The sequence below is a fragment of the Pseudoalteromonas piscicida genome (genome assembly GCF_002208135.1).
Lineage (GTDB): Bacteria > Pseudomonadota > Gammaproteobacteria > Enterobacterales > Alteromonadaceae > Pseudoalteromonas > Pseudoalteromonas piscicida_A.
On record NZ_CP021647.1, the window covers coordinates 1,035,370 to 1,048,691 of the forward strand.

13 protein-coding genes and 1 pseudogene are annotated in these 13,322 nt (G+C 39.1%); 4 read left to right on the forward strand and 10 right to left on the reverse strand.

Features of this window, described 5'->3' with window-relative positions; all coding sequences use genetic code 11:
- Nucleotide 1 precedes the first annotated feature (1 nt).
- From B1L02_RS23070 to B1L02_RS23080, 3 genes and pseudogenes are all read left to right on the forward strand, one after another.
- A complete protein-coding gene (locus B1L02_RS23070) occupies nucleotides 2-3,070 on the forward strand; it encodes a hypothetical protein (RefSeq protein WP_088533040.1) in 3,069 nt (1,022 codons plus the stop codon).
- A gap of 8 nt (nucleotides 3,071-3,078) precedes the next feature.
- Complete coding sequence (locus B1L02_RS23075) at nucleotides 3,079-4,032, forward strand: hypothetical protein (RefSeq protein ID WP_088533041.1); 954 nt, start codon at nucleotides 3,079-3,081, stop codon at nucleotides 4,030-4,032.
- A gap of 494 nt (nucleotides 4,033-4,526) precedes the next feature.
- Nucleotides 4,527-5,834 (forward strand): annotated as a pseudogene (locus B1L02_RS23080) (IS5 family transposase).
- A gap of 75 nt (nucleotides 5,835-5,909) precedes the next feature.
- Here B1L02_RS23080 and B1L02_RS24875 read toward each other — a convergent pair.
- From B1L02_RS24875 to B1L02_RS23110, 7 genes are all read right to left on the reverse strand, one after another.
- Nucleotides 5,910-6,089, reverse strand: coding sequence for a hypothetical protein (locus B1L02_RS24875; RefSeq protein ID WP_223192132.1), 180 nt, complete (start codon nucleotides 6,087-6,089; stop codon nucleotides 5,910-5,912).
- Nucleotides 6,071-6,448, reverse strand: coding sequence for a hypothetical protein (locus tag B1L02_RS23085; RefSeq protein WP_223192131.1), 378 nt, complete (start codon nucleotides 6,446-6,448; stop codon nucleotides 6,071-6,073). The genes B1L02_RS24875 and B1L02_RS23085 overlap by 19 nt, the downstream gene beginning before the upstream one ends.
- Before the next feature lie 60 nt (nucleotides 6,449-6,508).
- A complete protein-coding gene (locus B1L02_RS24880; protein WP_223192130.1) occupies nucleotides 6,509-7,048 on the reverse strand; it encodes a hypothetical protein in 540 nt (179 codons plus the stop codon).
- Between the two features lie 2 nt (nucleotides 7,049-7,050).
- Complete coding sequence (locus B1L02_RS23095; RefSeq protein ID WP_088533042.1) at nucleotides 7,051-7,368, reverse strand: hypothetical protein; 318 nt, start codon at nucleotides 7,366-7,368, stop codon at nucleotides 7,051-7,053.
- A gap of 129 nt (nucleotides 7,369-7,497) precedes the next feature.
- Nucleotides 7,498-8,187, reverse strand: coding sequence for a hypothetical protein (locus tag B1L02_RS23100; protein WP_088533043.1), 690 nt, complete (start codon nucleotides 8,185-8,187; stop codon nucleotides 7,498-7,500).
- Between the two features lie 111 nt (nucleotides 8,188-8,298).
- Complete coding sequence (locus B1L02_RS23105) at nucleotides 8,299-8,736, reverse strand: hypothetical protein (RefSeq protein ID WP_088533044.1); 438 nt, start codon at nucleotides 8,734-8,736, stop codon at nucleotides 8,299-8,301.
- A 141-nt stretch (nucleotides 8,737-8,877) separates the two neighbouring features.
- Nucleotides 8,878-9,186 carry a helix-turn-helix domain-containing protein gene (locus tag B1L02_RS23110; RefSeq protein ID WP_088533045.1) on the reverse strand — a complete coding sequence of 103 codons (309 nt, stop codon included), beginning with the start codon at nucleotides 9,184-9,186 and terminating at the stop codon, nucleotides 8,878-8,880.
- Nucleotides 9,187-9,467: 281 nt separating this feature from the next.
- On the opposite strand from B1L02_RS23110, the gene B1L02_RS23115 reads away from it, so the two are divergent.
- Nucleotides 9,468-9,701, forward strand: a complete 234-nt coding sequence (locus B1L02_RS23115) for a hypothetical protein (protein ID WP_088533046.1) — start codon at nucleotides 9,468-9,470, stop codon at nucleotides 9,699-9,701.
- A gap of 80 nt (nucleotides 9,702-9,781) precedes the next feature.
- On the opposite strand, the gene B1L02_RS23120 is transcribed toward B1L02_RS23115, so the two are convergent.
- The 3 genes from B1L02_RS23120 to B1L02_RS23135 form a co-directional block, all read right to left on the reverse strand.
- Nucleotides 9,782-10,651: an MBL fold metallo-hydrolase gene (locus B1L02_RS23120; protein WP_088533047.1), complete on the reverse strand. Its 870-nt coding sequence runs from the start codon at nucleotides 10,649-10,651 to the stop codon at nucleotides 9,782-9,784.
- Between the two features lie 524 nt (nucleotides 10,652-11,175).
- Nucleotides 11,176-12,117 (reverse strand): alpha/beta hydrolase, encoded by a 942-nt coding sequence (locus B1L02_RS23130; RefSeq protein WP_088533049.1) that lies wholly within the window; start codon nucleotides 12,115-12,117, stop codon nucleotides 11,176-11,178.
- An 18-nt stretch (nucleotides 12,118-12,135) separates the two neighbouring features.
- Nucleotides 12,136-13,311: a GGDEF domain-containing protein gene (locus B1L02_RS23135; RefSeq protein WP_088533050.1), complete on the reverse strand. Its 1,176-nt coding sequence runs from the start codon at nucleotides 13,309-13,311 to the stop codon at nucleotides 12,136-12,138.
- Nucleotides 13,312-13,322 lie beyond the last annotated feature (11 nt).

Here is a 13,322-nt window from a genome sequence, read left to right on the forward strand (position 1 = left end):
CATGGGCGCACATATTTTTAATACGGAACTCAACGACGAGCAAGCACCTTGTACGCTGGAATTGCAACTTCAAGGATTAAATGGCAAAGATTGTACAGTGCCACTTGGTTTTGCTGAAGTTCAACGAGCGTCATCACCAAAACCGGATGACCAAATTCCTTTTGTGGAGACGGTAGAACTACGTGTATTCTCAGAAGCTTCGCTTGATATTAATAAAGCAAAGGCACCTGAATACGTGCCCATGTTTAAAGATCAAAAAGAATTTCAAGAAGATGAGCCGGTTGGTTACTACTACTTTTTTGTTAATGGTTATTTGTGGCGAGAAATAGCTGCCATTTCAGGTGGCATGCTCAGTGAAGTTGACCTTCGTGAGTATCACGGTCAAAGCTTCAGGCCCAACAACGGCACGCACATGCCAAGACTCACACTACCAATTCGCGCAAAAGGCCTATTCTCAGACTCAACTTCAGTTAAAACCATGACTTATCAAGTTGCCTTTTCACGCGTGCAATGGTCGTGGGATTACATCAGCGTGCTGGGTGATATGAAGCCAGATGACAGCCGCTTTGATAAAAAGCCGATGACGTCAAAGTGTCCAGAGGAAGGAAAAGCCTCGACCTATCGTAGCGAGCGGATGCAAACCATCGATTTTTCATCAGCCCCCAACTGGGACAGTATTGAAAACTTAAAAGCCAACGAAGACGGCGAACCCTGTATCTATTTACATGACGTTTTAGGGATAGCGCAAAAATGCTTCCTATTAAGTGAAACAGCCCTCGCGCAGCTTACAACTCAACGCTTGACTTTGGAAGAAAACGGTTATTATAAGTCCGCTATCATTGCTCAAAGTGTATTTTTAAATGATGAGCTACATGAAAAAGATTTTTCTATGCGGAACGTTGCTCAAAGTCGGTATAAACCTGAAATCAATTATAAGCAAAAAGATTCATTTAGTCGTGAGTTACGAAGTGCAGCTGCACATCTCTCTGAAAGTAAAGTTGAAAAGTACCTTGTTGGCAGTAACAGTGCTGAGATATTAGATCTAGTTGAGACTTTTTATGAAAATAAAGAAAAATTAATCAAAATTTATACTGAAAATCATACACCACCAAGAGGAATATCTGAGCCATCAAAACTCCAATTTATCTCTCGTGATTTTTCAACTTTGGACAATATTCAAGACCATTATAGTTTTCATATGTTCTGTCAACACTTTAATCTAATGGCACTGAGAAAAGAAGGATTGCAAGTAAACTTCAAGGCCGTGTTAGATAAGGCGCGAGTAAGCAAGTTAACAAGCAAACTTGATGAACAACATAAAAAAGCGATTAAACTAGTCTTCAAACATGTGTCTGATGAAAATGAATGGTTCCAAAAACAATTTTGTGGCAACGAGCTTGCTTATGGTGATACATCTGCATCTGCACAATACGATGAAACGCTAATAGGGGTTGCGCTTGGGGATTTTGATCCCAAAAAGTTTAATCCAGATGAAGCACTTGCTCCTGTATCAATGTTTAATCTGACAAAGGGAGCTTCCGATATTTCTCTTAAAGGGGTTGAAGAGTTTACCAATCTTCATTTAGCACTCCATAAGGAATTTATTGACAAGCAGACCCCTAGTGAAAAGCTGCAACGATTTATGGCCTCGACGATAAAAAGTCGCGTACCTGAATTTGTAGATAAACTTAAGCTGTTCCCAGCTGGTAACGTACCGGATACTCACTTTTCTCTTACTAAAGAGTTTAGTGATATAACGACATTAGGGAGGCTAACTAACAGAAAGCAACACCAAGCTTTTAAAAAGATTATTGATGCTGTTATAAAAGATAAAGTTGGCTCAAAGAATAATAACCAATTTATTACCGTTGCAAAAGCGCTTGGATTAGAAGTATTTGATGAAAAAGGCAAAGTAAACGGAGTTATTTTAACCAAGACTAAAGAAAGTATAGAAAGTTTAGCTATAAAAACTATCGAATTTAAAAAGCTTAAAGGGGATGTAAACAGCTCAACAAAGTATGTTTTATCACTCCCTAAGGAGCTATTTGAGCTCGAATATGAGCACAAAGAGCTATTTGATGAGTTGGGGAGAGGTTATCACAGACAAGGTCTTACCAATAGCGAACTATCAAATTTTAAGACCGCGGCAAAAGGTGTAATACCTAGAGTGTTGGTAGCCATTACTATTTGGGGGGCAATACTCCAATATAGTGATTACAAAAAAAACTTTGAAAAAAAAGATGGGTTTTATGAGCTAAATAAAAACTTTGCATTAATAGGTGCAAATATAGTAGCAACAACGTCCTTATTAAACTCTATGATTAATACTAGTGATAATAGTAAATTTTTAACGAAAAGTAGAGGTCAAGGAGTACTTTTTGGTCATGCAACGTCATATACCATTTTAAGAAGCGCGACAGGTCTTGTGGGACTGGCAGCATCTATTGTTTTGATTTACGATGGTTTGGAGTTAATTGAGAAAAAGGATGTTGATGCTGGAATAGCCTCTCTCGTCTCAGCTGGTTTCACTTTGCTTACTTCTGGACATGCAGTGCTTTTTGGTTCATTAGGCCCTTGGGGTTGGGCCTTTTTTATATGTGCAATTTTAGCTGGAATCTTAGCTGAAGTTTTAACTGACTCTAAGCTGAAAAGGTGGGTTAAGTTTGGGGAATTTAGTACCGAAGAGAACAAATATATAGCTTTCTCAAACTCTGAAAAGTTTTATGAGTATATTATCTCTATTTTATATGCACCAAGAGTTAAAAGTAAGATAAATTTTGGTTTAAGTTATACGGTTGAGGTTGAAGCACCACTAATGAATGACTTAGAGCAAGAGCTAGGGTTAAGCGTTAAGTTCAAGTACCGGAATAAAGTTAACCTAGAAGTTTATGAGGGATTTTGGGTATATGGGCTAAAAGATCATAAGCCAGTTTATAACAAAGATAGAGTTAAATGTGGTGGGATTTTTAACTTTACCCTAGATGGTGATATTTTGGATGTTGAACTAACACCATTTATAAGAAGGAGTGGGTTTAAACTTCCTGTTAATTATAAAGAATATGAAAGCTAGGAGGAAGATTGAAAGAACTAACTAAGACATGCAACTTTAATCGATTTTTTAACGCTGAAAACTTTTATGGTGGTCTATCTAGAGAGCGATTTGGTTTGGCCTTCTATATAATGTTCATGAAAAGGAAAGAAGAAGATAGGAAAAATCGTTTTATTTTTATACATGCACCTCAAAGTTGGTCATTTTATATTTTTGCACTCCCCTGCTTTTTATCTGCGTTGATGTGGTTTGCACTTTTTGGGAAACTTATCGCGTATTTATTTATGGGAGATGATTTCTATTGGCCAGCGTTAATAATACTTCCAATTTATTCAATATTTTTTGTTAACTTATTAGGGTGTTTAAAGTCTTTTAAACCCAAAAAAGGTGTGTGTTTAAATCGCGTAGAACAAACGGTAAGCTTTGCGTGTAAAATTGATGGTGAAAAAGATATTCCTTCAGGTGCTAATTTAAGCTTTAATTGGGAGGATATTGTTTGCAAACAAAAGCAAAGGGTTGGCTCCGTAGGCTCTATGATGAGTGTTTTAGAGTTAAGGCATCATAACTTAGATTCGTTCCCAAATGCAAAGATGACGTTGTCTTTAGGTTTGGATAATACATCAATGCCCATTAATAATTATCTAATGTGGGAATATATCGTGAGGTACATGGATATAAGTAAACCACTACCTGACTCACCTGAGTTTGAGCTATTTCGAGAACTTGACCCTTTGACTGCCAAATTAGATGAAAAAAATAAACGCTCGAATAGATTTTGGACACAATTCAGCCTCGAACAGCAAAGAGAAATTGAAGAGCAAATATTTCAGGAAGCTTTAGAGTTTGACTGGTCTGAGGGCAAAGTTCAACCAGAAATTACAAAACCGTGGGAAGTATGGACCCCTGATCCCAAAAGGCCACCCAAGCCTAGAGGTATGTTCACCATGATAGTGTTACAGCTAGTATTTTGCTATCCGGAATAGGTGTTGTGGATAGCTTTTAACTTTTGATGCTTTTATGGGACGTTTGCAACGCTAGCGTATATAGCTTCATACAAACCTAGATTGATTCAGTCTGCGCTCCGTGCATCAACATGGCAACACAAAATAGAAAATGCATTAATCGATTTTTATAGTATGTTGTACTCGCCTACTATAAATATTCAAAGATTTTTAAGTATGTTTAAAGTTGCAAGTAAGCACGTCCCTAACCAATAAATTAGGGGGCTTTCTGCTCGTTTTTATTGGTCAAAATAAGATGATGATATTCGTATGAGGACTGCTCGATATAATGGTTTTTTTAAAGAGTGTAATATACTGTACCTTATGGGGCCGAAATAAAAGGGAGTAGCCTTACTTAGTCGATCCTGAAACCAATTTAATTTATTGAATTACTTGAAGATCTAAACGATCTTACTACCCTCAAATTGCAACTTTTTTGAATCACACAACCAAAACATTGCAATTTGAGTGTAAAAATGAAACCAAAACCAACCATGCAAACACCACAAAAGCACCTGTTTCAAGTCGAGCTTATTGATATTGTTTCACCGCGTCATGAACTCGTGAAATTGGCAAAACTCATTGATTGGCAGCGTCTATAGGTTGAATTTAAACAGCATTATGGCGATAAAGGCGCTGGCGCCAAGCCTATCCGCCTGCTTGCGGGTCTCGAATACCTGAAACAAATTCACAAACTGTCTGACGAAAACACGGTGGCCATGTGGTGCGAAAACCCGTATTGGCAATATTTTTGTGGCATGCAATTTTTTGCGCATGAACCACCTTGCGATCCCAGTTCAATGACACGCTTTCGCAAGCGAATTGGTGAGGATGGCGTTGAGTTAATGCTGTCACTCACGGTAGATGCGGGCATTAAAAGTAATACCATCAAGCCTTCAAGCTTGCGAGAAGTAGTCGTAGACAGCACCGTTATGGAGAAAAATATCGCCCATCCAACGGACAGTAAACTACTAGAAAAATGCCGCAATAAACTGGTTGGCTTCGCTAAGCAAGCCGGCATCGTGCTTAGGCAAAGTTATGAACGAGTTGGCCCTAAGGCCGCTCAAAAGGTGGCAAGTTATGCCCATGCCAAACAATTCAAACGCATGAAGAAAACACTGAAAAAACAGAAAAACTATCTCAGGCGAGTGATGAAAGACATCTTGCGGAAAATCACCGAGCAACCAAGCAAGGAATTCTTCGATACTCTGCAGCAGGCTGAGCGACTGTTAAAGCAAGAAAGAACGAGTAAAAACAAGCTCTATAGCCTACATGAGCCGGGTGTTGAATGTATCGCCAAGGGGAAAAGCGCAAAGCCATATGAGTTTGGTGTCAAAGTGAGTGTCGCGACAACATTGAAAGAGCAGTTTGTGGTGTGCGCTCATGCAATGCACGGCAACCCCTATGACGGTGACACGTTATGGGAAACGTTGAGAATAGTAGAAAACGTGACAGATAAAAGGCCATACAGCTGTTTTGTAGATAGAGGTTATCGCGGGCATTTTGCAGAACGTTATGATGTGTGTATTGCAGGGCAAAAACGTGGAGTGACGCCGAGCATTAAGAAAAAGCTCAGGCGACGCAACGCGATAGAGCCAATCATCGGGCACATGAAACAAGATGGCCACTTGGGTCTTAACCGTTTAAAAGGAAAGCTCGGTGACAGGCTTAACGCAGTGCTTGCAGGCGTAGGCCAAAACTGCCGTAAAATCCTAGCTCAACTGCGGCTTTTTTATGCCTGGATTTTATATCAGCTATTAACAGTGCGAAACGCTGTGCAATAACGTCGCTGTCAATAAAGCGAATGCTCAGTCTGGACTGATTTTATTCGGCCAGTCTAAGCATCAAAGCGCCAATATTCAGAATCGACTAAAATAGAAGGGGTGATCTTGCCAGCGTTCATCGCTCCCAAATATTTCACCAACAGCCGCTGCGGTTTTGATTGGTTCGTCTTCATTGATATAGATATCCACTCGACAGGCCGTTTCACGGCAATCAATATTAGTTACGCGCAGCTTGTTTAGGATTTCGTTTTCCATGAAAAAAAATGAATTTGATCGGAAAATTCGAATGCCGAAGTTTCGTCTACAGATTGTTCGTCAAACCCTTTATCATTCGAAGGCGTGATTGTGCTTTCGTTACTTTCTTTAGGTGTTTTAACTTCAGTATATTGGTTAGTTCTATTCTCATCCGCGAACTTACCATTAGACTTTGGCTTGCTGATAGCGACTTCTGCAAGGTGTGGCTTTAAATTGTCGGAAGTCTTAATGTTGCTGGAGAGAGCTGCGATACGCTCCTCCAAGTTATCTCGCTCAAACTCTAAGTCTGAGATTACCGTATTCAGATAGATAGAGTAAGCAGCTAATAAAAAAGTCCCTATTGCTGTAAGGTATCGCATAGTAAATCCTTGTTTATTTTGTAATTATTATAATTTTTAATAGTCTTTTATACCTTTCAATCATGGTAACCGGAACTGAGCTAAGAGTGTTTTAGCTTCAAAACTATCAAATTGACCACCAATATGCAGTATGTGTTGGCTAGATTTGTTAAAGATAAAAAGCTCATCAAAGCTACGAGTGTTGTTGATTAGCGATACGGCCAGCCAGTCTTCAGTGTTAAATATGCCAATGTCGTTAGGTGATGTAAGCTCATGGACTTGGTAGGCAATATTGTAATCAATGGCTGGCTTATCTTTGTTTTTCAATGCGATAAAATAAGACGCTAGATCAAGTCCATATTTACTATTTAGACCACCGGTAATATTCTCAGCCGTTTGTAACTGAAAAATGAGTTCGCCATGCACAGTTGTAACGGTGAACGAGGGTAACTCTGAATGAAGAATATTGAGATGAGTAACGTTTTGCTTGGGGATACAGAGCTTCGCAGTACTAAATTCAAGCCAGTATGGCTCGCCTTGGCATTGTGGTTTAGGCCAGCTTTCTGCATAGCTGGAGGTGGGTAATAACGCAAAAAGTGCAATTGATAATAATAACTTCATTGTTACACTCCAAGAGAAGCTAGCTTCATTGGAGATTTATAATTTAATATCACCTTTTTCGCACACGAAAGCGACTGTTCTTCACTTAATTGACTAATAATACTTTGTGTAAAGTTTTTAGCGATCCAACCTATTGTCGCTTTAGCAGCTGTTGGTTTAGGCATCCTTTTCAAAGCGGCTGTGCATTGTCGCGTTTCTTCAACCATCTTACCAAATATTTCAGCGACCTTAGCGTTTACTTCACCTGAAGACGTTAGGTCAACACCAGCACCTTTATAAAAGGCGTTAATGGCATCCTTGACTGATTTTTCTTCGTTCATTGGTCATCTCCTTTGTGAATCATATACATTCTTGGAGGAAAACAGGTAGGAGGTGGACTAACACTGAATGAAAGGTTTTGGGTTTGACGCGGGAAAAGATGGTAACTAGATACCCAACAACAAAAGCCATTACGGCTTTTGTTGTTGATCTGTTTTATGTATTACTTCATCGTTGTCATCTTCATCATCGTCTTCCTGTTCGGGCCGTTGATTTTCTACAAAAATGGTGGCGAGTAAGATAGTTACAACACAAGAAAGCAGAATACTTTTTGCGTAGGGGTAACTTTTGTAAACCCAGTTCCAGCTCCAGAAGGGCTTAGCCGTTGCTTCTGAGACGCCAAAGATATAATCCATATTTCGGAACAAGTTTTCTACAAATGCGGCTGAGTCTACAATGATAAATAAGATGTAGATACCGTACAATAAAATGTCGGCATGGGTAATGTAAATGGCACGCCAGTTATTTGGGTGGAAGCGGCGCATAAACAATAAAGAGTACATCACTCGTTTTCTTAGTATTAAAAGAATTGATACATCAACAAAGAAGTGCATTAAATAAACCATAAAGTTCTTTTTATATGGTGGTTCCTCTCGCATATAGATGTCAATCAACTCAAATAAGCCAAACTCGATTATGGTAAAGAGAAATATCACTGTGATGATATGCACGATATTTACTTGATTTCTATAACGGGTAGCAAGAGTCGTCATCACGACAAGAGTAGCTATACCATAAAACAAGTCTGTATTTAGATGTATATATGACAATAACCCAGTAAACAGCAATGCTGCAATATAAAAGAGCCAAGACGTTTTCATTATTTATTCCTTGCTGTCCTTTACTCGTTTAGTATTATTTCAAACTTTCGTCTTAGCATGAAGAGAGTGAGCTTAAACAGATAACAATGTGAAGCCACAAGGTATCGTGCTTTATCCTCTCGGATCTTCAAATTGGTGTCCACCAGAACCCCCATTGACACGCTTCAAATCTCTATCGTTTATTAGTAATCCTGTTTCACCGTGCATACTCGCAGCACCTGTATCTTCATGTTGGTGCCCTCGATAGCCCCGATTGCTTTGCTGCAGGTCCTGACAATTCAGCACTGAACTGAACTGATTGTAAACATATTCACTCTGCAAGTTTTTATAATAGTCTAAACCCGAACCACCCACTATTCGGTACAGTTGTGACTCCGTCATGGTATTACCGTTGCGATAGCACTGAGTTGCTACAGCGCAATGTTTGTTACGACTAGCGCAATTAACTAAGCGCACGCGAGTGCCTTGTTTTATTTTACTTACAAATTTTTTTATCTCGATAAAGCAAAAGGTTAGTATGCCTACTGTCACATTTTTGAATAGCTGCATGTTGATTTCCCTTCAGGATTATTTTCGGTGTTTTGGTTAGCACTACTCTATCGCGAAACGTCAAAAATGAGAATAACTTGTTGCTTGTTTTGTAAACAAGTGAAACTAAAGATGTTGTATTAAAAGGTGGATGTTAACACACTAATCTTCCTGACCTTTTTGGTTTTTGCGCTTTTTTGCAGGAGAAGGGCTTTCTCGCCAGAGTTTTACGTCTTGCATCTTTGTGCGTAGGTCCATAAAGTAGTCTGTAATTGGATTAACATCCATACCACAGTATGTACTCCATTCTAAAAAGTACTCGAATGAAAATTTGCAAATACCTTTTTCATACTCTTCATAGGTTTGTCGCCGGATCCCTACTAAGTCAGCCATCTGCTGGGTGGTTTTATCAGCCGACATGCGCAGTCTTCTAAGATCATCACCTGTACACTTAAATCGGGTTCTGCCCACTCACTTAATCCTTTTTCACTCGGGCTCGCGATATGCGAAAGTTAAATTTTAACGCCGTTACTGTTTCTATTTTGTAAAATTTGGATTGTAACCGCATGTACCAAATTTGCAAGCTTGTTTTGTTTTTATGTTACTAAAATGATTTTATTCTAATGTAAGTTGTTGAGTAATGGTGTTTATTTAAATTTTTGTTGTGAATTTTTTTGTTCGACAGAATTTTCAGGCGAAGTTTTTGATAAGCTCAGCTTTATAGAATATCGGTTGGTGACAAGGATTATTATATGGATTACTTACGTCAGTATAACGATCTTAATATTTATTATGAGGCGTTAAAAAAAGCAAGTAAGCAAGGCTCAGAGGTGCCAGAGTCCACGGCTAAATGGTTAGCGTTAGTAGAGACCACACTATTTGAGCTACAAGAGCTTGCCTATATGGAGAAAGCATATATGCAAAAGTCTAAAACAATGAGTAATTTAGTCGACCTTGTTTATGCCAGTGCACCAACGATGGAGTAGTGTTTTTAAGCTAAGTATTTTCGGTGGAGGGGATGTGCATTACTGGCATCCCCTTTTTTAAAATAGGTTAGCACTTTATTTTACTGGGGCGATTTCAAACTGCGATAGAATAAAGTGGTAACGCGCTCCTCTGGTAGCCAATTAGCATAGTTAAGATTGAGTACTTGTAGTGGACGAGCGGCTAAAACTTCTTCCAAGCTTGTATTATTTTTCATTGCATCTAGCATAAGTACTTTCGCTTTTTGTAATAGTGCTAGATAGTCTTGTAAATTTTGTTTATCTGTTACAGGACCATGGCCTGGTATGACGGTAGTCTTGTCGTCTATTTTCTCTATCACATCTTGTACCGCTGCAATTGTCCCGTTTAAGGAGCCGCCGCTGTCGACATCGACAAAAGGTAAGCTGCCTAAATTAAAATAGATATCGCCCATATGTACGGCATTTGCCCGGTCAAAAAAGATCACAGCATCGCCATCGGTATGGGCGTGATGATAATGCCACAAGTGAGCATGCTCTTGGTTAAAGTGGAGCTTCATATCACTGCCAAACGTCAAGGTTGGCAAGTAGTCAGAACCGTCACCATGTTTTTGTTCTAACCGCTTGTATACATTGTGATGCGCGATAACATGGCTGCCCGCTTGTGCGAAATTTTCGTTGCCTCCTGTATGGTCGCCATGATGATGGGTATTAATAACAAACTCAGGTGCATTGGGTTGGATTGTTTTGATTTTGGCTTTAATTTGTTCGCTGAGTTTAGCGAACTGATCATCGACGATATAAACGCCATCCGAGCCTGAGCTTATCGCAATATTACCGCCTTGCCCAAATAGCACGTGAAGGCCCTTTGCTACCTCTTGCAACTTAAACTCAACGTCATCAGCCTGAACATTTGACACGAACATTATACTGAGCGCTATGGCTGCGAATAAGCTTTTTGCGAGTTTAATCATATTCCATCCTTTTCGTCTTTATATGTATAAAAGCCTAGGGCCTGTTGACCTTTAAAGTTTGTTTTTGCAGCAGTTTGATTGCCATTTATACCAGGCAGAGCCTGCGTAGCATCGTTAGTCTGGCGATAAAGGCTTTGTACTCCTGCAAAGTCACCTTACCCCACATCCTTGTGGGGCAACACCGAAGAAATGCCAATCAAGCGCTGCCCTTCGGGTTCATCTGAGTGCGCTTTGTTCATTGTTGCTCAACTTTTGCTTAGATTACTAGGCGGCAAGTCGAGCGCCGCGACCAAAACACACTCAGGGGAACAAAAATCAAACAGCAAAGGTCAACAGGCCCTAGTTAAGCTTAGCCGTTTTACCTGTATTAGGGTGGGAACTCCAAAACCCGTAAAATCGTTGATATTTATGACTCTTCAAACGAGCTGCATACTGAACAATAACGGATGCATATACCATGAGATTTACTGTTACATTTTAAATACACATAGCATTGGTCGAGTTCTTCCCAAAAGTTCTGTTGCTTAATTTGTTACAACTACCGCGTTTGCATTATGAATAAACTTAACAATTTTTCTCATCGCTTGTTTTCCCTCTTGTGTATACAGCCCCAAAATTTGAAAACTGTGAAACAGATGGTTCACTTCATCTGTGATTAGGGCAACATGTTTCTCGCGGCTGTGGTCAATAAAATCTCTGATCTGTTGGGCTAGTATTTCGTCACTCGCAAATTGTATAAAGACCGCGGGTAATGCGTGGAATGGAAAGTCATACACTTGACTTGCTAAATGAGTATCATAACTATGTTGGTAGTAACTATTAAACCATCGCCTTAAGTTTTGGTGACTAATACAATCTCTGTGAGTTTCATTTTGCTTAGATTTTATATGAGTATGCGCAGCTATCCATGGTGACAGTAAGAGTAAACTCGCTACATTTTTATGCTTCCCTTGAGATGCAAGTTGCTGGAAGGTTGTCAACAGCAAAGCAGCTCCAGCTGAATCACCAATAAAATGAAATTGGTGACTTGTTTTGCTGGTAAGGTATGCTTGTGTCATTAATAAGCAATCTTGATGTGCGGTAGGGTAAGTATATTCAGGTGCAAGTCGATAGTTTAATAGCAATACGCTCATCCTACTTTGCTCAGCGAGTGTACGGCAAAACTTTTGGTAGAAATGACCTCCATCAAGAACAAAACCACCGCCATGAAAGAAAACAATTTGCTGAGTAGGGTGCTGGTTTTCAATCGGTGTGATAAGTATTGCTTGCCTGTCTGCTATAATCTGAGGCTGTGAATAAGTGGCAGTATCACTGTAAAAAAACTTACTTAAGAAGTTTGTCCTGCGCCGCAACCAAGCTATAGAATGATCTTCAGAACTGCGAAGTAATCTTCTTGCTACTCTAAAAATAATTTCGCTGTATACACTGCGTTGTAGTCCTGAAAAAAGCTTAGTAAAAGTAGACATTAAAATCTCATAATAAAATTAAAAAGTGCCAGTAGTGTCAATGCAAAGCTGATTTCTACCATTAGCTTTTGCTTGGTAAAGCATTTTATCTGCTCTGGCTATTATGTCGCGCGAATTTTCTTCTGGTTTTAAAAAAGCTAAACCAAAACTCGCTGTTATGGGGTAGTTAATTTCAGGTACAGTAAAAACCCGATCATTCAGTTTTTTGATTATATTTCTTATTTTTTCTGTTGCTTCGTGCGCTTTGATGTTTTGCAATATCATGATGAACTCTTCACCGCCGAAGCGGTATACCGCATCATTAGGGCGAATAGATTCAGCTAGAAACTGAGAAAACTTGACTAGTACTATATCACCAACATCATGTCCGTAGGTGTCATTTACTTTTTTAAAAAAATCAATATCAGAAATTATAAGGCAGACGTTTCTGTGCTCAGCGGCGAGTCGCTTCGCGCTTTTTTGATGATGTTCAAAACTATCATCGAAGGAGCGTCGGTTAGGGATGTTTGTTAAGGCATCGCGAAATGCGAACGACTCCATTTTCAGTGCAGCTTCTTTTAATTGCTCCTTACGAAGAAATAGCTCTCGTCTTAGCCTGTGTTCTAATTGGGAAATTATTGTACCTACAAGATTTGCAGACAGATAAGCCACCAATACCATTCCTACAGTATGAGTGTCTAATGTTTTGGTAAAAACGATATTCAAACTACCAATTACCGCATAGCTAACACAAAGCAAAGAGGATAGCTTCAACGATAACAAAGTTGATGAATAAATGATAACAATTATAATCACGTCAAAGAACACATGTAGTACGTAGTGATCTTGGTAGGTAAGCGCAATCGCTTGTACGTTGAAAAGAAAAAAAATAATAAATGCTAATACAAGTTTTTTAAGCTGTTTGCTCGTCTTCTGATGGATAACACTGTATGCGGAAACAATACAAACAACGACAATTACAACACGCCATTCAAATGCAGGATGGGGCCAATGTTGTGGTTTAATGATTAATTTATCAAATGGCAATATCAAAAGTAGTACAGTAGCAACAGCAATAGCTAAAAAACGCGCTACTTTTTTGTCTTGTTGCAATTTACTCTCTAAATACCTTTGCTCCCATGCTTTTTCTTTAAATTCGGACCTCCATTGGCATATTTCTTCGGAGGCTGAACTTTCACCAATAACACTCATCATTTTTCGTATAA

What these genes read in the sequence shown, in the direction of transcription:
- B1L02_RS23070 (WP_088533040.1), top strand. Translation starts at nt 2, where the DNA reads ATGGGCGCACATATTTTTAATACGGAACTCAACGACGAGCAAGCACCT.
- B1L02_RS24875 (WP_223192132.1), bottom strand. Translation starts at nt 6,089, where the DNA reads ATGGAAAACGAAATCCTAAACAAGCTGCGCGTAACTAATATTGATTGC.
- B1L02_RS23085 (WP_223192131.1), bottom strand. Translation starts at nt 6,448, where the DNA reads ATGCGATACCTTACAGCAATAGGGACTTTTTTATTAGCTGCTTACTCT.
- B1L02_RS24880 (WP_223192130.1), bottom strand. Translation starts at nt 7,048, where the DNA reads ATGAAGTTATTATTATCAATTGCACTTTTTGCGTTATTACCCACCTCC.
- B1L02_RS23095 (WP_088533042.1), bottom strand. Translation starts at nt 7,368, where the DNA reads ATGAACGAAGAAAAATCAGTCAAGGATGCCATTAACGCCTTTTATAAA.
- B1L02_RS23100 (WP_088533043.1), bottom strand. Translation starts at nt 8,187, where the DNA reads ATGAAAACGTCTTGGCTCTTTTATATTGCAGCATTGCTGTTTACTGGG.
- B1L02_RS23105 (WP_088533044.1), bottom strand. Translation starts at nt 8,736, where the DNA reads ATGCAGCTATTCAAAAATGTGACAGTAGGCATACTAACCTTTTGCTTT.
- B1L02_RS23115 (WP_088533046.1), top strand. Translation starts at nt 9,468, where the DNA reads ATGGATTACTTACGTCAGTATAACGATCTTAATATTTATTATGAGGCG.
- B1L02_RS23120 (WP_088533047.1), bottom strand. Translation starts at nt 10,651, where the DNA reads ATGATTAAACTCGCAAAAAGCTTATTCGCAGCCATAGCGCTCAGTATA.
- B1L02_RS23130 (WP_088533049.1), bottom strand. Translation starts at nt 12,117, where the DNA reads ATGTCTACTTTTACTAAGCTTTTTTCAGGACTACAACGCAGTGTATAC.
- B1L02_RS23135 (WP_088533050.1), bottom strand. Translation starts at nt 13,311, where the DNA reads ATGATGAGTGTTATTGGTGAAAGTTCAGCCTCCGAAGAAATATGCCAA.